This window comes from Neptuniibacter sp. QD37_6 (assembly GCF_047778085.1).
Lineage (GTDB): Bacteria > Pseudomonadota > Gammaproteobacteria > Pseudomonadales > Balneatricaceae > Neptuniibacter.
In genome coordinates, this window is sequence record NZ_CP180550.1 from 546142 (window position 1) to 566697 (window position 20556).

Annotated in this window: 14 protein-coding genes; 4 read left to right on the forward strand and 10 right to left on the reverse strand. The window is 43.2% G+C overall.

Going from position 1 to position 20556, the window contains the following annotated elements:
• Positions 1 to 6: 6 nt before the first annotated feature.
• Positions 7 to 699 (forward strand): helix-turn-helix transcriptional regulator, encoded by a 693-nt coding sequence (locus ACMXYO_RS02410; protein WP_415886854.1) that lies wholly within the window; start codon positions 7 to 9, stop codon positions 697 to 699.
• On the opposite strand, the gene ACMXYO_RS02415 is transcribed toward ACMXYO_RS02410, so the two are convergent.
• From ACMXYO_RS02415 to ACMXYO_RS02460, 10 genes are all read right to left on the reverse strand, one after another.
• A complete protein-coding gene (locus ACMXYO_RS02415; protein WP_415886856.1) occupies positions 696 to 1652 on the reverse strand; it encodes an AEC family transporter in 957 nt (318 codons plus the stop codon). The two genes, ACMXYO_RS02410 and ACMXYO_RS02415, sit on opposite strands and share 4 nt — an antisense overlap.
• Before the next feature lie 43 nt (positions 1653 to 1695).
• A complete protein-coding gene (locus tag ACMXYO_RS02420) occupies positions 1696 to 2202 on the reverse strand; it encodes a SixA phosphatase family protein (RefSeq protein ID WP_415886857.1) in 507 nt (168 codons plus the stop codon).
• Between the two features lie 113 nt (positions 2203 to 2315).
• Positions 2316 to 2519 carry a hypothetical protein gene (locus ACMXYO_RS02425; RefSeq protein ID WP_415886859.1) on the reverse strand — a complete coding sequence of 68 codons (204 nt, stop codon included), beginning with the start codon at positions 2517 to 2519 and terminating at the stop codon, positions 2316 to 2318.
• Between the two features lie 246 nt (positions 2520 to 2765).
• Positions 2766 to 4424: an acyl CoA:acetate/3-ketoacid CoA transferase gene (locus ACMXYO_RS02430; RefSeq protein ID WP_415886860.1), complete on the reverse strand. Its 1659-nt coding sequence runs from the start codon at positions 4422 to 4424 to the stop codon at positions 2766 to 2768.
• A 161-nt stretch (positions 4425 to 4585) separates the two neighbouring features.
• Positions 4586 to 5953: a sigma-54 interaction domain-containing protein gene (locus ACMXYO_RS02435; protein WP_415886861.1), complete on the reverse strand. Its 1368-nt coding sequence runs from the start codon at positions 5951 to 5953 to the stop codon at positions 4586 to 4588.
• An 83-nt stretch (positions 5954 to 6036) separates the two neighbouring features.
• The gene (locus ACMXYO_RS02440; protein ID WP_415886862.1) at positions 6037 to 6258 is read right to left on the reverse strand and encodes a hypothetical protein; all 222 of its coding nucleotides are present in this window, start codon (positions 6256 to 6258) and stop codon (positions 6037 to 6039) included.
• A 155-nt stretch (positions 6259 to 6413) separates the two neighbouring features.
• Positions 6414 to 6950: a non-heme ferritin gene (gene ftnA, locus ACMXYO_RS02445; protein ID WP_415886863.1), complete on the reverse strand. Its 537-nt coding sequence runs from the start codon at positions 6948 to 6950 to the stop codon at positions 6414 to 6416.
• 356 nt (positions 6951 to 7306) lie between these two features.
• Positions 7307 to 8866: a PAS domain-containing methyl-accepting chemotaxis protein gene (locus ACMXYO_RS02450; RefSeq protein WP_415886865.1), complete on the reverse strand. Its 1560-nt coding sequence runs from the start codon at positions 8864 to 8866 to the stop codon at positions 7307 to 7309.
• A 293-nt stretch (positions 8867 to 9159) separates the two neighbouring features.
• Positions 9160 to 12201 carry an EAL domain-containing protein gene (locus ACMXYO_RS02455; protein ID WP_415886866.1) on the reverse strand — a complete coding sequence of 1014 codons (3042 nt, stop codon included), beginning with the start codon at positions 12199 to 12201 and terminating at the stop codon, positions 9160 to 9162.
• Positions 12202 to 12204: 3 nt separating this feature from the next.
• Positions 12205 to 13332, reverse strand: a complete 1128-nt coding sequence (locus tag ACMXYO_RS02460) for a substrate-binding domain-containing protein (RefSeq protein WP_415886867.1) — start codon at positions 13330 to 13332, stop codon at positions 12205 to 12207.
• A 329-nt stretch (positions 13333 to 13661) separates the two neighbouring features.
• On the opposite strand from ACMXYO_RS02460, the gene ACMXYO_RS02465 reads away from it, so the two are divergent.
• The 3 genes from ACMXYO_RS02465 (at position 13662) to ACMXYO_RS02475 (ending at position 20493) form a co-directional block, all read left to right on the forward strand.
• Positions 13662 to 14744 carry a WD40/YVTN/BNR-like repeat-containing protein gene (locus tag ACMXYO_RS02465; RefSeq protein WP_415886868.1) on the forward strand — a complete coding sequence of 361 codons (1083 nt, stop codon included), beginning with the start codon at positions 13662 to 13664 and terminating at the stop codon, positions 14742 to 14744.
• Positions 14737 to 17094, forward strand: a complete 2358-nt coding sequence (locus ACMXYO_RS02470; protein ID WP_415886869.1) for an efflux RND transporter permease subunit — start codon at positions 14737 to 14739, stop codon at positions 17092 to 17094. The genes ACMXYO_RS02465 and ACMXYO_RS02470 overlap by 8 nt, the downstream gene beginning before the upstream one ends.
• A 165-nt stretch (positions 17095 to 17259) precedes the next feature.
• Positions 17260 to 20493, forward strand: coding sequence for a flagellinolysin (locus tag ACMXYO_RS02475; RefSeq protein WP_415886870.1), 3234 nt, complete (start codon positions 17260 to 17262; stop codon positions 20491 to 20493).
• The last annotated feature ends 63 nt before the right edge of the window (positions 20494 to 20556 follow it).

Genomic DNA, 20556 nt, shown 5'->3' on the forward strand with positions numbered 1-20556 from the left:
TTACTGATGAGGAAAGCGGAACGCTTATTTCAATTATTAACGCTTTTGCGCGGCCGCCGAACAGCTTTAACGGCCAGCGCTTTAGCTGAGGTGTTGGAAGTCTCTGAGAGAACTATCTACCGAGATATACAGGCGCTTTCGCTTTCTGGTGTGCCTATTGAAGGTGAAGCGGGTGTAGGCTATCGCCTACGCCCAGAATTTAATCTGCCACCTTTGATGTTTGATGAAGAAGAACTCGAAGCACTATTGCTTGGTGTGCGTTTAGTGCAGGGCTGTAGTGATCAGCATCTGGGTCAATCTGCATCCCGAGTATTAGATAAAGTTAAAGCGGTTTTGCCGACTGAACTTTACTATAAATATATTGAAGGCCCCGAATGGTTTGTTGTTCCTGGGCTACATCGAAAATGGACGACCCAATATAGTGACCAGATCAGAGTCGCGATCAAGAATCGGTTTGTGATCTCGATCGGTTATCAACGAGAAGATAAACAACAGTCCGAGCGTGAAGTTTGGCCTTTAGGTTTAGTGTATTGGGGGGCTGTTTGGACTTTTGTTGCTTGGTGTGAGCTGCGCGATGATTTTCGTATGTTCAGATTGGATCGTATCCAGTCGCTTACGCAATTGTCCCGTCATTTTGAAACTACAGATCAAATTAGCTTACAAACCTACCTTAAGCATACAGAATGTACTGAAGCTTAAATTACACCTGTAACGCGCATGATATAGATGCCCGCCGATAGGCTGAGGATAGAGCCTATGGTCGTCATCAAGATGATATTCGCCGCTAGTTTCTCATTTCCTCCCATCGCTTTAGCCATAACAAAACTGGCAGCAGCTGTCGGACATCCAAATAGAACCATTAGCATGGTTAAGTCTTGGCCTTTGAAGCCGTATGCCCATGCAGCGAGTGTTAATATCAGAGGGATAAAAAGTAGCTTTGATAAGGTCGCCCAAGTGGCTTGTGAAGAAGTGCTACGTAAGCTCTTCATGTTCAATGAGCCGCCTATAGCCAATAGGGCTAAAGGTAGGGTTAGATTGGCGAAGTAACGCCCCGTTTTTTGTGCAATTTCGGGAAGCTGGAAACCGAAGTAAGAAAACGGAAGTGCCAGCAATACCGCAATGATCAATGGGTTTTTTACGATCTCTAATATGGTTTTGCCGATACTTGCGCCACCTTGATGTTTGGCTGGCAGAGTTAATGCAATGATTGAAAGGACGTTAAATAGAGGAATCACGAGTGCCAGTAATAGGGATGCTTGAGCTAAACCGGAATCAGAAAACAGGTTATAGCTCACAGCTAAACCAATAATGCCGTAATTACTCCGAAACGCACCTTGTATAAAAACGCCTAAGTCTTCTGGTTGTTTGATCCAGCGCTTAGCAAGAAACCAAAGAGCGATAAAGCTGATCAGAGTGCCTATTAAGACAAAACCCAGTTGTTCCGGATTAAAGACTGCGTGAAAGTCTGTCCTTGAGATAGACATAAAGACCAAGGCTGGCAGGGTGATCATAAATACCAGCTTTGATGCTGTATTTATAAAGGCATCATCAATCAGCCCTACACGTTTTAGTAGGTAGCCTAGGAAGCCTATAAAAAAAATAGGGGCAGTGATACTCGCAGTAAAACTGAGCGATGAAAGGTAAAGATCCACAGGCACTCACTCTGGAATAAAGCGTGCAGTTTACCATAGTTGCTTAGGCGGTAGTTGAAGCATGCTTTTTCGGGTAATCGAATAAAATGCTGGTGGCGCAGCCCGCTGCTAATTCATGCCATTGAGTGATGCTGAGGTGCATATGAAGAACCGCAGCTGTTGGAAACTTTTCTAAGTGGCTCTGAGTAAGCATATCAGCTAGTTGGTGTAGCGCTGGATTATGGCCGATAAGCATGATGTTGCTCAGGTGATCTGATTGGTTTTGCAAAAGGTACATCAATGTTTTGGCGCAAGATGCATACAACTCTGGATGCGTTTGCAGTTGTTCCGGTTCTAACTGGAGCTGCCGTTGAATCTCAGAGGCGGTAGTGAATGCTCTGTTTGCGTCGCTTGTTAAAATGAGTTCTGGCATGATGCCGGACTCATCTAATCGTTCAGCCATCTTGGGAAGGTCACGCAGGCCTCGCTTATTGAGGGGGCGATCAAAGTCATCAAGGGTGGGATCTTTCCAGCTGGATTTTGCGTGGCGGATTAATGTCAGTCTTTTCATGGCAGACGCCTTTATTGTGACTGTTTAGAGTGTCCTAGGCAGTATTAGGGGGAATAGCAAAAAATGCGAATTTATGAGAATAAAAACTACATCCATGTAATTTAGCTATGTAGTTAAGCTGCTTTTATATATTCTCCGCCAACTACGATACCGTCAACAACCTCAGGAACAAAGCATTGTTGCTCGTTAAGAATCAACTTTTCTAATTCTTCTTGTAAAATGATTTTCACGTCGATGCTATCTAACATTGTCTTAAACTGATCTAATGTCATGCCGCTGTGGATAAGATCTAACGCATCATATTGCATGTCGTACATTGCTATTCCTATATTTATTAAGTTTGGTGGAATAAAAAAACATCCGAAGAGCAGGGGCGCTAGCTAGTTCGCTGCTTAGGAACACAGTCAAAGGCAATTGCAGTGTGCCCATTCAATAGCAACGGTCTGGAAAGCGCTTGAGCTACTCTTCTCTGCCTCGCTACCTCGACGCTGCACAATGACGTTGCACAAACGACATATACGCCGATACCGGTAGTTAGCAGTGGATGGAAAAATAGGCTTTCCTTAACCTAAGGGGGGTGTTACCAGTCTCGACGGAGAGCTCGGTAATTCTGTGCTTTGTAGAACTTTGCGCATCAAACTTCGCATCTGTTGCATCGGTCTGCTGCCAGGTTGGTTTAAGCGCATTGGACTTTCACGGAATAAGCGCTCATCCATCGGAGTTAAGTGATCATCAATTAACGGCATGAACTCCATCTGATCCAGTACATCCTTTTGCAGATCGATACCTGGCGCAATCTCGGTTAGTAAAAGGCCTTTTGGAGTGAGTTTGAATACCGCGCGTTCAGTGATAAAGGTTACTCGTTGCTGGCATTGCATTGCGTAACTGCCATTAAATGTTATTTGCTGAACAGACTTTTTAAATTTCTTAAGAGATCCATTCTCAATAACTTTTAAGCCGTGTTCATGCACTTCTAGAAGCTGTTTGCCTGAAGTGAATGTGCCGAGGAAATAAACATCTTTAGTGTTTTGAGTAATGTTAATAAATCCGCCTGCGCCAGCAAGCTTAGGGCCGAATTTACTTACGTTAACGTGACCTTCTGGGCAGGTTTCAGCTAAACCTAAAAAGGCTTGATCTAAACCTCCACCATCATAGAAGTCAAACTGAGCAGGTTGGTCTACAACTGCTTCAGCATTGCTTGTTGCGCCAAAACTGAGTCCGCTAGCGGGTTGGCCACCGATACCGCCAGGTTCAACGGTTAGAGTGAAATCTTCTATCTTTCCTTCTTCAGCTGCAACGGCTGCAACCGTTTCTGGCATACCAATGCCTAGGTTAACCACAGCATTGTTTTTAAGCTCCATTAACGCGCGACGTGCAATGACTTTTCTTGCGTCTAAAGGAACAGGCTTGCTTGCTTGAGCAGGTAGTGTAATTTCGCCGCTGTAGGCTGGGTTATAGGATTCGGCAAATGTTTGAGGATGGTCTTCAGCAGGTGCCTGAATGATATGATCGACCAAAATGCCCGGGATGCGGATTCTATCTGGAGTTAGGTTATGCTGCGCAGTAACACGTTCAACCTGTACTAGTACCTTGCCACCGTTGTTTTTAACAGCTTGCGCAATCGCTAAAGCATCTAAAGGCAGGGCTTCACGTTCCATGGATATATTGCCTTTACTATCTGCTGTTGTGCCACGTAGCAGGGCAATGTTGGGTTGGCAGTGTTTATATAGAAGAGCTTCTTCACCGTTAAGATCAAGTAGCTGTACCAGTTGCTCTTCTGTACGGTTGTTTACTTTGCCACCTTCAAATCGAGGGTCTACGAAAGTGTGTAAGCCTACGCGTGTGAGCGTGCCTGGTTTACCTGCAGCAATATCGCGGAACATATGGCAGATCACCCCTTGAGGAAGGTTATATGCCTCAATTTTATTATCGATCGCCATTTTTCCGAGCGCGGGAGCTAATCCCCAATGTCCGCCGATGACGCGTTTTATCATCCCTTCATGGGCAAAGTGATTTAGGCCGCGAGTTTGGGCATCGCCTTGGCCGGCCGCATAAAGAAGGCTGAGATTGTTGGGTGTACCCTGATCTATAAATCGTTTTTCGATCGCTTTTGCGAGAGTTTCAGCAAAGCCGATACCGATAAAGCCACCTGTCACTATGGTGTCATTTGATTGAATTAATGCTGCCGCTTGATCGGCTGAGATCAGCTTATTCTGAGACATCCTGAATACCATTCTTGTTATTTTTAATTCAGTTGTACTTTGCAAGGCAGGGGCCATGTTTTGAATATTGTTTAAAAACAATGGGTTGAAGGTTTTTGTTGCAGGCTGGATACAGATAAGTGTCTAATTATATAGACGATGTGTTTTGTGTGTCTTGTTTTTTAGACGTTTTTGTCGTCTCTTAGGCGTTGGTAAAGACTTGCTCTAGAGATACCTAGCAGTTTAGCCGCAGCTGTTTTATTGCCATTGCATTGCTGTATCGCTTCTTCAATGGCTGAGCGCTCATGCTCTTTACGAAAGCTTTTTAGATTCGTTAAAGGGTTTCTTTGATGGGGCTGTTCTTCATTTGCACCTAAATCAGCCGCTTCTATTGAAGAGCCTTCAGCCATAACGCAGCCTCGTTCTAGGCGATTTCGCAGTTCACGGATATTACCAGGCCAGCTATAGCTTTGTAGCCAATCTAGGGCTGACCGTGACAGAGGTAGTTCCGGTAGCTGCGATTGACGCTGAATCTCGCTTAACATGTGTTCAGATAGTAGAGGGATATCTTGGATTCTCTCCCTTAGAGGCGGTAGGTTGATCGGCAAGACGTTTAAACGATAGTAAAGGTCTTCACGAAATAAGCCTTGCTCTACTTGGCTGCGTAGATCTTTTGCGGTAGCTGCGATGATGCGTACATCTACTTTTTCAAGGCGATTAGAGCCCAGTGCTTCGACCTCTCTTTCTTGAAGTACTCGAAGTAGTTTTGCCTGCATGGCGAGAGGCATCTCTGCAATTTCATCAAGAAAGAGAGTGCCGCCTTCTGCTAGCTGGACTTTGCCTTTACGTGCCTTTCTATCTGCGCCGGTATAAGCACCGGGAGCGGTGCCAAACAGTTCTGCTTCGGCAAGCGATTCGGGTAGCGCACCCATGTTAATGCCTACAAAAGGTCCGCTGCGACGCGTGGAAGCATGGTGGATGCCTTGTGCTAATAACTCTTTTCCTGTCCCAGTTTCGCCTAATAAAAGCAAGGTGGTGTCGAGTTGCGATGCTCTTAGTGCTTGGCGACGAAGCTGTTGTGTTTTGGGCGCATTACCGATCATGTCGTCCAAAGCGTACCGGCTTGGACGGATAATTTTCTCATCTTCAAATTTACGTTGTAGGCGAGCAAATTTGTCGAACAGTGGTTGAAGACTGTCTAAGTCATCGTAAAAAATAAAGCCAATAGCGCCGATAATGTTATTGTCTGAATTTTTGATCGGGAGACGCGTAACAACACACCAGCGGTTGTTAATCTGCATAAGATCGACAAAGGAGGGCTTCCCACTTTTAATGACTCGGGGAAGTTGAGTCGTGGGGATTAGGTCTTCTACATTGCAGCCAATTGGATCGATCTCTTCTGGAATGGCGACAAGTTTGCGATAAGCATCGCTCATCCACAGAATAGATGCTGTTTCATCGACGGCAATAGAGCCTTGGCAAAGACTGGAAAGTAGATCGAATAAGTTGTGATTATTATCTTGTTCAATCAGCTGGCGAAGTGAATGCATAGGAACCAATCGTGTTTAAGTTTCTATGACAAAACTACGCGTAACTATCTAGGCTGCCAAGTAAAATTTAGTTTGGGGTGCTACTAAGCAACCTTTTCTTTGGTCTCTTTAGCGCGTTTTTCGTGATGTCGAACAACTGAGCCCTTGATCACGATCTCCCAATTATCTGCTGTGCTCATTAACATGGCACCGCAGTTGCCGCATTTGCAGATCTGAGAGTTACCTAAATCACTAACCGTTTTTAGCTGCGGGTGTTCTTTCCCTTTTTTAACTAACTCAAAGCAATACTTGCAATCAGTGTTCACGCTATATCTCCTTGCTAGGCATGAGAGGCTACTTTCGGTTAAATATCGGGCAATAAATTATATTCTTTAGTAAAAAAATATAAAAAACATGAGGTTTTTCTGTCTATTTATTGCCCGTTTTTAAGATTTTTATATAACTTTTTGAAATATAAAGGTTAGATGGCTTCTTCTGTGCTGGCCATAATACTGCCGCCATCACCATTTTTAGCTAGTTCACCGATCTCCTTATCGATAAAGAATAAGCCTTTGCCATCTTCTCCAATGATTTTGATTTTATCTAGGATGCCATTAAACAACTTCTCTTCTTCATGCTGTTCAGCAACATACCACTGCAGGAAGCTAAAAGTTGAGTAGTCTTGGTTTGTGAAAGCTGTGTGCGCTAACTCGTTTATTTTGCGGGTAACTAGGCATTCGTGTTCGTAAACTTTTTCGAATAGGTCACGGATTGATTCGAACTTTGCTTCTGGAGCTTCGATAGTACCGATCAGCGCCATCGCACCGGTTTCATTCACATAAGTGAAAAGGCGCTTCATATGAGACATCTCTTCGTCAGCGTGCTTATAAAGAAATTCGGCGCACCCTTCGTACCCTTTAGACTCGGCCCAAGCGCCCATTTGTAGATAAAGGTTGGATGAAAAGAATTCTAGATTGATCTGTTCGTTTAGCTTTTCAAGCATTGCTGGGCTGAGCATAGGTAAATCCTTACTAATTAGTTACGTCACATAGCAACAGGCTTACATAGCCACTTTTTGCAATTAGCGGAGCGAGCACATTTACGACAGAGGTAAGTACTTGAGCGGGTATGTTTTGCAATCTCTTTGAAGTAATGCTCTATATCGCTCTTACTAAACTTACATAAGGTTTTAGATTTGCTCATTCCTAGTGGGCTGTTGTAATTTTGCTAATGATAATCAATATTAAATGTGAAATGGCTACGAGTCTATACAGCTTGTCATTATATCTGATCGTGGTAATAGGGGAACAAATCTGTAGATAGGTCATAGACCCTAGAGAAATAGGGTCTATGTGTTTTTTTTGAGATGCTGATTTAAACCGTAAAGGTCTTCATCATAGAGCGTAGGTCAGTTACCAATTTATGCAGGTTATTGCTGGCATTATTGGTTTGCTCTGCGGCGGTCATATTGCTGCTCGCAATATCACGAATGTTTAGAATATTGTTGTTGATCTCGTCAGATACTGAGCTTTGTTGCTCGGATGCACTGGCAACTTGAATACAGCGATCAGATACTTCAACCATTGCTTCAGATACAGAGTCAAATGATTGGCTTGCATCGTTAGCTAAATGTATTCCTTTTTGAGCTTGCTCGGAGCAACGTTGCATAGTATCGGCAGTGACAGCAACTTGCTTTTGAATTGCTTCAATCGTGTTACGGATTTCGCTGGTGGAGGTTTGAGTACGTTGTGCGAGGGTACGTACTTCATCAGCAACTACAGCAAATCCTCGGCCTTGATCTCCGGCACGTGCAGCTTCAATGGCAGCATTGAGTGCCAGTAGATTGGTCTGTTCTGCGATATCGTTAATGATATTAACGATTTGCTCAATTGAAGAGGCCTGATGTTTGAGTTCATCTGATGACTCAGAGGCTTTTTCTACATCTCTTACAAGCTCTGATATGCTATCTAGCATGACGTCGATGTTTTCTTTACCGTTGTTAGCAAGATCTGATGCTTTTTGAGTCGCTTGTGAGGTTTGCGCGGTATTTTGAGCGATTTCATGAGCAGTAGCGGACATTTGGGTTGCTGCGCTGGCAAGCATATCGCTTTCGCTGTTTTGCTGCTGAATACCCGCGGTTGTTTGATTTATAGCGGCATCTGTTTCGCTCATTACCTCACCAAGGGTTTCTATACTGTCCTCGACTCGACCAATAACTGTTCTTAAACGCGCACGCATCATACGTGTAGCTAGATCGACAGAGCCTTGCTCATGCATATTCTCAGTCATCACTAATTGCGCTAATGGGTTGTTATAGATCTGGTCCGTGGTAGATGAGATCTTTCTTAGGCCGCGAGTGCTAACAAATAGAGCAAAAAGCCCTGCAACAACAACTGATAGCATCCCGATAGACTGGTATAGCTCTGAGATCGGTGCGAAGTTTAAAGCGAGGGCTCCTGCCCCCATTAAACCGGCAATGCCCATAATACGAGCAGCTAAACTGGTTGTTTTAACTGATTTAGGCGGTGATTTACGGATCTTGCCATAGACTTGTTCAGCACGTTGGATCTGCTCTTGGGTTGGGCGAGTGCGAACTGATTGATAGCCTGTTTTTGTACCGTTGTTGTCATAAATCGGCATTACATAAGCTTGAACCCAGTAATAGTCACCATTTTTACAACGGTTTTTTACCATTCCCATCCAAGGCTGGTCATCTTTAATATGGTTCCATAGATCTTCAAATGCAGCTGCAGGCATATCAGGGTGTCTAACTAGGCAGTGAGGCTTTCCTATAAGCTCTTCTTGAGAGTATCCAGCAACTTGGCAGAATTCTGGGTTAGCGTAGGTAATGATTCCGCGAGTATCAGTTGTAGAAATAAGGCGGACATTTTCAGGATAAACGTGTTCCCGATCTGTTGTATGAAAAGAGGTCATATCTGTCTCCAGTTTAATTCCGGTTTACTCTGGATAGGGGTGATTATCATCCCGTAGTAGTACTTATTCTTCCTTGCAGAACCACTGCAGATGTCTCTACATAGTTACTAGTATATTCACGAAAATGACATTTGCATGAATAAACACATATAAATTGTAAGTTTATTGGGTTCCGACTTGGCGGTCGGTATTCTTCCACGGCTTAATTCCACCTGCAAACGATTTTATGAAAAAAGCTATGGTTTCTTGTAGAAGGGGCTTTAAGATTACTAATTTACAATCTAATCAGTAGCTTAGGATTTTTTTGCGTAATCCAAAAGGGGAGTGCTATTACCAGGCCTCCCTAGTAAAAAGCCTTGAATTTCATCGCAGTTATGAGTTTTTAAAAACTCAAGTTGTTCTTCGGTTTCGACCCCTTCTGCGACAACTTTTAATTGTAATGAGTGGGACATGGAAATGATCGCAGCAATGATATTTTCATCATCAGTATCGCCCGGAACACCAGTGACAAAAGAACGATCAATCTTAACTGTGCTCACAGGTAGGCGTTTTAGATAGATTAGAGATGAGTAACCGGTGCCAAAGTCATCTACGGATAAGCTGACACCGAGATCGCATATCTGTTGGAGCTTGTTGATAACTTTGTCTAGGTCATCAATAGCCAGTGTTTCGGTAATCTCAAGCTCTAGAAGATGCGGTACAAGGTCGCTATCAATAAGGGCACCTTTGATATCATCGATTAAATTTGGGTCGTAAATTTGCCTTGCTGAAAGGTTGACCGATACCGGCATAGGCTTTCCTGGATTGATATTCCAAGCTTTCGCAGCGTGGCAAGCTTGATTCAAAATCTCTCTTCCTAGTTCGACAATAAGACCTGTTTGCTCAGCGAGTTGGATAAATTGCCCTGGAGGGATCATTCCTTTTTCAGGGTGATTCCAGCGCGCTAGTGCTTCTGCACTCAGGATATCTTCTCCGTTAATATGGAAGCGTGGTTGGTAAACTACAAAGATATCTTGGTTGTGCAGGGCAAGCCTGAGGTCTTCTTCCAAACGGGTTTGTGCCTCGGCTTGTTTGTTTATTTCTTGGTCATAAAAAAGAATGCCATTTCTGCCTTTTTCTTTCATGTGATACATCGCTGTATCTGCATTTATAAGCAGCTCTTTCGCGTCTTTACCATCATCTGGGTATAAGGAAATACCGATACTAACCGGTGCATTACTTGTGAAGTTGTCGAGCTGGAACGGTGTTCTTAATGATTCGATAATTCTATGGGAGATATGGCTGACCGTGTCGATGTTATCAATGCTTTGTAATATGACACCAAATTCGTCACCGCCTAAGCGTGATACGGTGTCGTCAGGTCTTATGAAACCGGAAATACGGTTGGCTGTAGCCTTAAGTAATTCGTCACCTGCTGCATGACCGTATGTGTCATTGATGTTTTTAAAGCGATCAATATTGATAAACAGTAAGCCTATTTGGCTCTTCTCTCGATTTGAGCGGGCAATGGCAGAATTTAAACGATCGAAAAACAGGCTGCGATTAGGTAATCCAGTCAGGCCGTCATAGTGAGATAGTTTCTCAAGTTGGGTCTCTGCTTCTTTTTTTGCGCTGATATCAGAAAAGATCAGTACAAAACGTTCTTCATTATCTTCTGTATATAAATTACTAACTGACAACCATGCAGGGAAGGCTTGGCCGTTAGCTTTGCGTATCTGGGTTTCGCCTTGCCAGCGCTTATCCTGTTTTAGGCTATGGCGGATTTCCGGATGCTCAGCAAAAAATCTACGACTAAATTGGTTTATGGTCAGCTCGTCAGAACCGCATAGATGATGACAAGCACTGTTACTGGTAACCATTTTGAGGTGGGTATCGATAACTAAAATAGCTTCATCAGCTTGGTCGAAAATTTGTCCAGCAAGTTGAATATGGCTTTGCGCTTCCTTGAGATCGGTTACATCAGTTACGATGCCGCCAATAGCATAGACACTTCCTGATTCATCAAATAGAGGAAACTTAGTGCTTAGGTAATTGCGGCGGCCGAGCTCGTTGGTTCCAGTGTATTCGATTTGTATCGGTTTATTTTTCAGAATGACTTCTAAATCACTGTTTCTGAGCGTATCGGCATGCTGAGAGCTATAGAGTTCATGATCTGTTTTGCCAATGACTTCTACCGAGGAGTCATTAATTAGGTCATAGTAATTTGGGCTGATCATTTGATAACGCAGATCAGCCCCTTTTATAAAGATAATGTTGGGTGTATTAGTGATGATGCCGTTGAGCTGTTGCTCATGCTCACTGATTTGGCCAACCATATGTTCTAAGGTTTTTCCTAGCAAATTAAATTCAGGGAAGTGGCCGGGTTGAAAAGGTTCGCCATCTCGATTGATTGCCATGTCCTCAGCATATCGAACTAAGCGTATGAGCGATGTTTTAGTTAGGCGAGAAATTGCTAGTACAGTTAAAAGTCCGATTATTAGTGCTGCTGTTATCGCTATGCCCAAATCTTTTGTATACGCGAGTTCTAAAGCTAAGATCGATGAGTTTGGAAGTGTAGTAACAACTTTTAAATGTTGTTGTGTGCTCAGAAAGAGTTGGTAGTGGTGGATGATTCTATCGTCTTCGAATATCTCAAACTGAGTTTCTGGTTTAGATTGTAGGATAGCAGTTTGTAGCTTAGGTGTTAGTGCTAAACTCGATGTGACTTGTTGGTTAAAGTATAACGCAACTGATTCTGCTCCAGTTAAACTTTGGATTTCACTGAGTAGTTTGAAATGATCGTTTAGTAAGATAAATGCGTGCAACGTTCCAACGACTTCACCCAAATCATCACTAATGATAGGGAAAGTAATTCGCATGAGCTGTTGGGACAGAGCTGAGTTCTGAGGCGATGTTTGTACCTTCCAGCTACGATAGGGGATAAACTCTTTGGTTAATTTGCTAAGGTTGAGTTGCATGCCTAATAGAGAGGTACTAATAAACTCGAGGTGATTGCCTTCTTGGGTTTCTAGCACAAATGCATGAATACTCTCGCCGGTCTGGCTTGCAAGTTGCTGCTGTAAAAACTGGTTAATGTGTTTGTGGTTTTGTGTTTCAATTCCGTTCGTTAGGATATCGCGTTGGCTAATTTGTTCGGTATTAAGGGCAGTCGCTTTTAGGTATTTATCAAAGAACTGCTGGAGAACTTTTTGGTTACGGGAATGGGAAAGATTGATCTCTTCTAGCAATGCTCGTTGAGATCCTTGATAAGCAGGTATTAGCAGCACTAAGGCAATGACTGTGAGTGCACAAAGTACAATGGATAGTATGGCGGTTGAAAACTTAACTTTTTTCACTGATTACTGCCCGTTACTGCTACTGTAGCGAAAAGCCCTTCTCTTTAGTTGCTCAATTTCATCCTTGTCTGTACTTTTACTTAATAAAACAATATCGCCTGAATAGATGTGAGGCACACTACTACTTTGGCCTGAAATATCCATCTTTATTGCTTCAGCCATAGCGACACTACTATCGTCGTTCATTCGCATAACCGTTAGGTCTAATTTCCCCTCAAGAAGTGCCTCGATCTCCCTATCGCCACCGCCCCAGCCATTCAGCATTACTTGATCGTTTAGATTGTTTTCATCTAAGGCTCTGAGCGCGCCTAAAGCAATATCGGTTGAACAAGCAAAGATCATATTTAAATCAGGTGTTTTCTTGAGGGTGGCTAAAGTAGCTTTATAGGCTATATCACTATTGCCTTTTGTGTAGTAACTGCTTACTAATTTTAAGCCAGTAATATCAGCTGCTTGCTTTGTAAACGTATCTCCCCGCATGTGGCTTACATAGCCTCGAGAGAAATACAGCATGGAATATTTACCTTGGGGGTGTTGATTTAACATCTGGCCTGCAAGTAACTCAGTGCCTTTTTCGTGGTCGAAACCTGTATAGAGAAAAGGCTTAAGTTGCTGCCATTGCTGTAGGGGCGTTGTGATGTTCTGCAAAATTAATTTAGGTTTCCCACGCAGTAAAATTCTTTCGATCATCGCTTGATGGCGAAGAGCGTCAAGTGTGTAAACTAAATAATCAGGTTCCCAAGCAATTGCGCTATTGAGTTGTTCGCTCTGCAGTGAAATATCGACAGTGGGCCGGGAAAAGTAACTGTTAATCTCATATGAGACATTAAGTTCAGATAAGCGTTTCTCTAACGTAGTGACGCTTCTTCGCCAATAGTCAGAAGATTGTTCTGCAGGGTAGATAATGGCAATTTTTATAGATTTTTCATTTCTATTTTGTAGGGGAGAAGCTGATTCGCGCACAATCTCAGAGAATTTCTGCATTTTCTGGCGTTGTTCTGGGTTGTCTAGCAAGTAGTCAGAGACGCGAATGTATTGGTCGCTGTCATTGGCAGTGGCGCCTACGAAAAGGCCGCTGGCAAAGAGAAACGTGGCTAGGTGCACGAAGAAGTTACGAAAAGGTTTAAGCATGTTTATTTTTAACCCTACAACAAGCGTAGACTAAACCTAGCATGTCAGTTGTCGTTTGAATATGTGTTATGTCATAAAAGTGCAATAAGTGGTATTGGTAAGTACCTGTTTCTTATAAGAAATCTTTATATCAGAAAAAAACTAAATTACCAGTTTTTAATGTTTTTGGTTGTTTTTAGATGGTGGCCCCATCTTGCGTTTATGACTCTGTATTATGAAATTACTGACTATTATTGTTAGTAAATATGCGTATGGATGTTATTGAGTGAAAGCTGGCTTTGTATCAAGCTGCCAACATCTTCCCCACAAAAATAATAATTGGGTTTTGCATGCTGAAACGATTGCCAATAGCGCTACTGAGTCTAGCGTTCTTGTTAAATATAGGTTTGGTAAAAGCTGATAGATTGCAGCTTTCTGCTTTAGAGCAAGGCAGCTTGGATAGTAGTTTGCTGCTTGATATCGATGTTGCCGGTCAAAGATTGGTTGCTGTGGGCGAGCAAGGTGCCATTATCTTCTCGGATGATGAAGGTGATAAATGGCGACAAGCTAAAGTACCTGTCAGTGCTATGCTGACAGCGGTTAACTTCTTAAATCATACCGCCGGTTGGGCAGTAGGGCATGATGGTGTACTGCTTTCTAGTAAAGATTCAGGTACGCAATGGCAGTTAATATTGGATGGCAACCAGCTCAACCAATTACGAGCAAAAGCGATAGAAAAATCGATCGCCGAACTTTCTGTGCAAAGTGAATATGATCCGGTCGAGTTAGAGCATCTTGAATACCAACTAGATGATGCCCTGTTCGCAGTTGATGAGGGGGCAAGCTCTCCATTATTAGATATCGCATTTATCGATTCCCAGAAAGGGTTTGCTGTAGGTGCATACGGCCTATTTATTCAAACAGAAGACGCGGGTTCTAATTGGTATTACACAGGCCATAAATTACCTAACCCTGAAGGCCTTCATTTTAATCGACTGTTCTACTCCAAACAGGGTGAATTGTTTGTGCTAGGTGAAGCTGGTTTGTTGCTAAAAAGCAATGATAAAGGCTTGAGCTGGGAAAGCCTTTCTTTACCGTATCAGGGCTCTTTCTTTTCTATGGTGGAAGGTGATGAGCTATATCTGATGGGGTTAAGAGGCAATGCGTTGAAAAGAGTTGAATCGGGAGTTTGGGAGCAAATAGAACTACCTGTTAAATCGACAATTAATGACGCAGTGGAAGTGGATGGAAAACTATATCTAGTAGGGCAAGGTGGGGCGCTTTTACAAAAGGTCGCGAGCGGGTTTGAAGCTTTTTCTAAGCGAGGATTGTTGAGTTATTCCGCTGTGACCCATCTCGAGCATCAGCTTATAGCGGTAGGTGAGTCTGGTGTCACAAAGATCGCTTTAGAGGAGGGTGCTGAGAATGAATAAGCTATCCGCTCTTCTGTTATGGCCGATCAATACCAGTGAACAATTAGCTGAAACACTCCTTTTTAGCTATCGAAAAGTATTACTGTTCATTTTTCTATTGATAACAGCACTGCTAGCTTGGCAAGCATCTCAGGTTCGCCCTGATGCTAGTTTTGTGAAAATGATCCCTGCATCGCACCCGTATGTGGAAAACTATATTGAATATCGTGATGACCTAGCGGGCCTCGGTAATAGTATCCGTGTAGTTGTAGCTGCAAAAGAGGGTGATATTTTTACATCTGAATTTCAGACAACTTTAAAGCAGGTAACGGATGAGCTGTTTTTTATCTCAGGGGTAGACCGATCTGCACTTAAGTCTATCTGGACGCCAAATGTTCGTTGGACAGAGGTCACTGAGGATGGGTTTGTAGGCGGACCAGTTATCCCTGCCAAATATGATGGTTCTAGTGAAAGTTTGGAGCAGGTAAGAACCAATATCTTGCGTTCTGGACAAGTCGGTATTCTGGTAGGTAACGATTTTAAATCGGCCATGGTGCAAGTTCCGCTATTTGATTTGCATCCTGAAACTGGTGAGAAACTAGATTATCAAGCTTTCTCCGAGCAGTTGGAGACTCTAGTACGAGATAAATACAGCTCCGATCAAATCGATATTCATATGACAGGGTTTGCCAAAATCGTCGGTGACCTTATCGATGGTGCGACTGAAGTTGCCTTGTTCTTTGCCGTGGCCATAGTGGTTACGTTACTACTGCTGTATCTCTATTCTGGCAGCGTAATGGGGACCATCGTTCCTCTAGTTTGCTCTCTCGCAGCGGTTATCTGGCAGTTAGGTCTGCTCAATCTTCTTGGATATGGTATCGACCCCTATTCGATGCTGGTGCCGTTTTTAGTTTTTGCTATAGCGGTCAGTCACGGTGTCCAGATTGTAAATACGATTACGTTGGAATCGGCGACCAAAGGCTCGAGTAAGCTGGTTGCAGCACGACATGCATTTAAAGCGATCTATATCCCAGGCATTACAGCGCTAATTTCTGACGGAATCGGGTTTATCACTTTAATGGTGATAGAGATCGAGGTAATCCAAGATCTGGCGGTCGCTGCTTCTTTGGGCGTTGCAGTAATAGTCCTAACTAACTTGATGTTGTTGCCGTTGCTGATGAGTTACGTTGGAGTTGGCAAACGAGCAATAGCTAAAGCTAAGCGCAGTATTGAGTCGGAAAGTTCTTACTGGCATTACCTGAGCTTCTTCTCTCGGCCTATAGGTGCAACGATTGCGGTAACAGCTGCATGTATCATGTTGGTGCTTGGTCTTTATGGCAGTAAAAATCTGCAGATAGGCGATCTTGATGCCGGTGCTCCTGAGCTTCGAGCTGACTCGCGTTACAACTTAGATAATCAGTTTGTAACCTCTAACTATTCAACATCCAGTGATGTTTTTGTAGTGATGGTAACGACACAAGAGGAACAATGTAGTCATTATAAAACCTTAGAGGTTGTGGATAGATTTCAGTTCTATCTGCGCTCCATTAAAGGTGTTCAATCCAGCATATCCTTAGTCGATGTCTCTGAGCGAGTTACGGCCGGTCTTAATGAGGGCAGTCTTAAATGGCGAACAGTTCTACGTAATCAATATGTGATCAATGCCTCACTTTCTCATGTGCCAGCAGGTTTGATGAACTCGAACTGTTCTTTACTGCCAGTGATTGTGTTCTTGGATGACCATAAAGCCCAGACACTTAAGGATATAACGGCAGCAGTCGATAGCTTTGCTTCTGAGTACGGCACAGAAGATATTCAGTTCAATATGGCTGCTGGTAAAGCCGGTTTTGAGGCTGCAACAAACGAAGTTATAGAAACAGCGCAATACGAAATGTTGATCTGGGTATACTCAGTCGTCAGCTTACTTTGCCTGTTAACCTTCCGTTCAATCAGAACCGTGATCTGTATTATCACGCCTTTGGCACTGACATCGGTCTTGTGTCAGGCATTAATGGCGCAGCTTGGTATTGGGGTTAAAGTGGCAACATTGCCTGTTATAGCTTTAGGTGTAGGTATAGGTGTTGATTACGGCATCTATATTTACTCCAAAATGCAGACCTTCTTGCTGCAAGGCCACTCTTTATCTAAGGCTTATCTTGAAACGTTACAGAGTACTGGTAAATCAGTTGCCTTTACCGGCCTGACGTTAGCGATAGGTGTGGTGTTATGGACGTTATCCCCTATCAAGTTTCAGGCGGACATGGGTATTTTGCTGACCTTTATGTTTGTTTGGAACATGCTGGGTGCTTTGATTCTTCTGCCTGCAATAGCTTGTTTGCTTCATCCTGAAAGGAATAACGCTCAAGCTTAATTGTCTTGATGAGTCGATTCGTAGCTACTTTTTGCAAAAAAGCCTCTATTTAGAGGTTTTTTGTTGGAATAGATAAAGCTATTCCAAACCCAGCCGTTAACAAACTAACGGAGAAGCCCATTGGGTTTCTCTGTTTTGGTTTAATGAATAGGTGGCTTCATAGCAATGTCGATGATTATCAATACAAATATGGCTTCATTGAATGCCCAGCGTCAGCTGGCAATGAACCAATTTGAGCTTGATAAATCGATGCAACGTTTGACTTCTGGCAAGCGAATCAATACTTCGTCAGACGATGCTGCAGGACTTCAGCTTAGTAATGTGATGACTTCGCAGATCAAAGGGCTGAATCAAGCGGTTAGAAATGCCAATGATGGTATTTCTATGTTGCAAGTAGCTGAAGGCGCGTTAGATGAGACCACTAATATTCTGCAGCGAATGAGAGAGCTTTCTATTCAGTCTGCTTCAGGAACTTATACCGATCAGAACAGAGCAACGCTTAATGCAGAATATCAACAGCTGATAGCAGAACTCGACCGGATCTCTGATACAACTAGCTTTAATGGTCTGAAAATTCTAAATGGCAGTGCAGATAGTGTAGAGCTTCAGGTAGGAAGTCTAGCAGAAGAAACTCTGTCATTTAATTTACAGGCTATAGATTCCAACAGTCTAGGTGTGAGTGGGGGCTCTGGTGGTGATTTGGTTGGGGCCCAACTTAACCTGAGTAGTGATACCGGCAAATTCGCTACTGATCTTAGTCATGCAATTATGATCAATGGGCAAAACCTTGGCGGTATAGCTGAGGGGTCTTCAGTTGATGATCTGCTTGAAAAGATTAATAACAATATTGCTGGCGTAACTGCTACAACACACCTAGAAGTCGTGGCATCTTCAGTCGGCGACGGTGTGTTAAGTGGCGCAGATAAGCTAACTCTTCAGCTCTATCTTCATGATGGTTCTGAACAGAATTATACCATTCAATATACGAATAGCCTTGAAGAGCTTTCTGCGAAAATCACGGAGGTGTCCGGCGGAGTCTTGTCGTCAGCTATTGATGATGAAGGCAAGCTCCAGATTACTAGTGATGAAGCTGCGACTATCCTGATTCAGGATTCTACTTCAGGAGTAGCTAGTGGGATTGATACTGGGTCGATTGAGGATCCAGGTATAGCAAACATAATTGAGGGTTTGCAGTCGTTCTGGATCTCAGAAGCTGAGACTCGCATTACTGATTTCTTTGGTTTGACTGGTTCGGGAAATATTGAGCTGAATCTTTTCACTGATGCTCAATATGGGCAGTTAGCATCAGTAAGTTTTACCATGGTTAATCCTGCAACAGGCCATGCACTCGACCTTAATCTAAATATTGATTTGGCCGATTATGGCAATGTCACTATGCCAGATGGTGATAATGGTGGATTGTTTTCTCTAGATCGCGTTATTGCTCATGAAATGGTGCATGCTGTAATGGCAGTAACCATGGATATAACTAAAGCTGGAGATGGACTTAGAATTTCGGATGATAAAGACCCTTTCCCCGGCTGGTTTACCGAAGGTGTGGCGGAATTGATTCATGGTGCTGATGATCGTGTTAATCAGGAAAATACTTATATAGACACAGAGGCCGAGCTTCAGGCTTTGTTTGATGAAACAAAAGAGCATGGTTCCCCTTCCTCTCCAGGAGGATACTCAGTTGCTTATCTTGCTGCGAAGATGTTGCAGGATGATATTTATGCAAATGATACCGATGGCATTAGCTTGTTATTTGACCGTTTAGAATTGGGTGATTCATTGGATGAGGCGATTGTCTCATTGAACGGCTCAGGCAAAACTCAGTTTACGAACCTTAATGATTTTGAGACGCACTTTCGAGATAACGGTTTTGAGTATTTAACGGGTGCCCCAGCTGGCGTAACTTCTACATTGGATTTAGTTGATGCGGATACAGGTTCAATAGCCGGTTCCGACTATGCAGGTGCAGTGCTTAACGCCACTGATGTATTTGCAAATAGTGATGCGTCTGGGCCTGCAAATGATTTTACTTTAGTAATACCTGATGAGTATTCCGGAAACTATTTTACTGCAGATGCTCGGCTTGTGTTGGACTCAGATGATGGTCAGTCGATTAGTGTGACTAAAAGTGCTACTGCATCAGATGTGGATCTTGAGCATTTTGGTTTTGCTGAAATTGAAAATGTAGGTTCCGTTGTTGGTCAAGGTTTGAGTAGTGATGAGCAACAAACAACGCTAGGTTATAACGATCTGATCATTAATGGCGTTGGCATTTCCCCGGTGACGGAATCACCTTCTTTGCTGAAAAAAGTTGACGCAATAAATGCAGCGTATGATGAAACCGGCGTGTTAGCGTCCGTTGTGTCTCAAGAAGGGTTTAGTTATCAAGATATAAGTACTGCTAAAGAGTATGCTACCTCGTCAGGGAGTTTTAGTTTAGCTGCTGGGGGACTGTGGCTAAATGGAGTGGGTATAGGGGTTGCGTTAGATGATGGGGCTGCCGAAGTGGCAGCTTCAGTTAACGCAACAACCAGTAAGCATGGTGCGCAGGCTTATGTTGATCAAGATGGGAATTTGCACTTTTTTTCAGAGAAAACCATCAATTTCGGTGGTACGAGTGCAGTAGAGCTTGTTTCTTTTGGTTTGGCAGAAACAGGTGGTGTGAATTCCGGTTCTATCAGATTGAATAATATTGAGGTCTCGCTGACTGATATTACTAATCTGCAACAGCTTACTGATGAAATTAATTTGCGCTCATCCCTAACGTCCGTTACTGCATCCCTTGAAGGAGGGCAGATCAATCTGTCTGGAAATGGAGCTGTTAATGTCGGCTTGGGGGACACAAATGGGCTTAGGACATTAGAGGCGATAGGAATCAGTTTTGGTATCAACGGTGATGAGAATCTGACTGATACCGATAGTGACGGTCGTTTTGGTAATGAGACTTATCTGCTTGAATCTAGGATTAAGCTGGAGTCCATATCTGGCAGTGCAATTAGTGTCGATGTAACAGCCAATGGTAAAACTGCTACAGGCTTGTTGGATCTAAATACAGGTTCTATAGGCGGCGGTGTTGCATTGTCGTCTCAGCACATAGCAACTCAGTCAGCTGCGCAGAAATCGATTTCTGCATTAGATAATGCGTTGGATTCGGTAAACAACTCGCGTGCTGAAATAGGTGCCGTGTTAAATCGTTTGGATTTCACTATATCTAACCTTGAAAATATTTCTGAAAATACAGCTGCATCTCGTTCAAGAATTCTGGATGCTGATTTTGCTAAGGAATCTGCATCGTTATCTCGTGCTCAAATCCTGAGTCAGGCTGGCTCCGCAATGTTGGCGCAAGCTAATACACTTCCGCAGCAGGTTCTTCAGTTGCTTCGATAAATCGTATCACCGATTTGATTAAGATTAATGGCTTTTTATTTCAATTTATTTTGTATGGTTTTT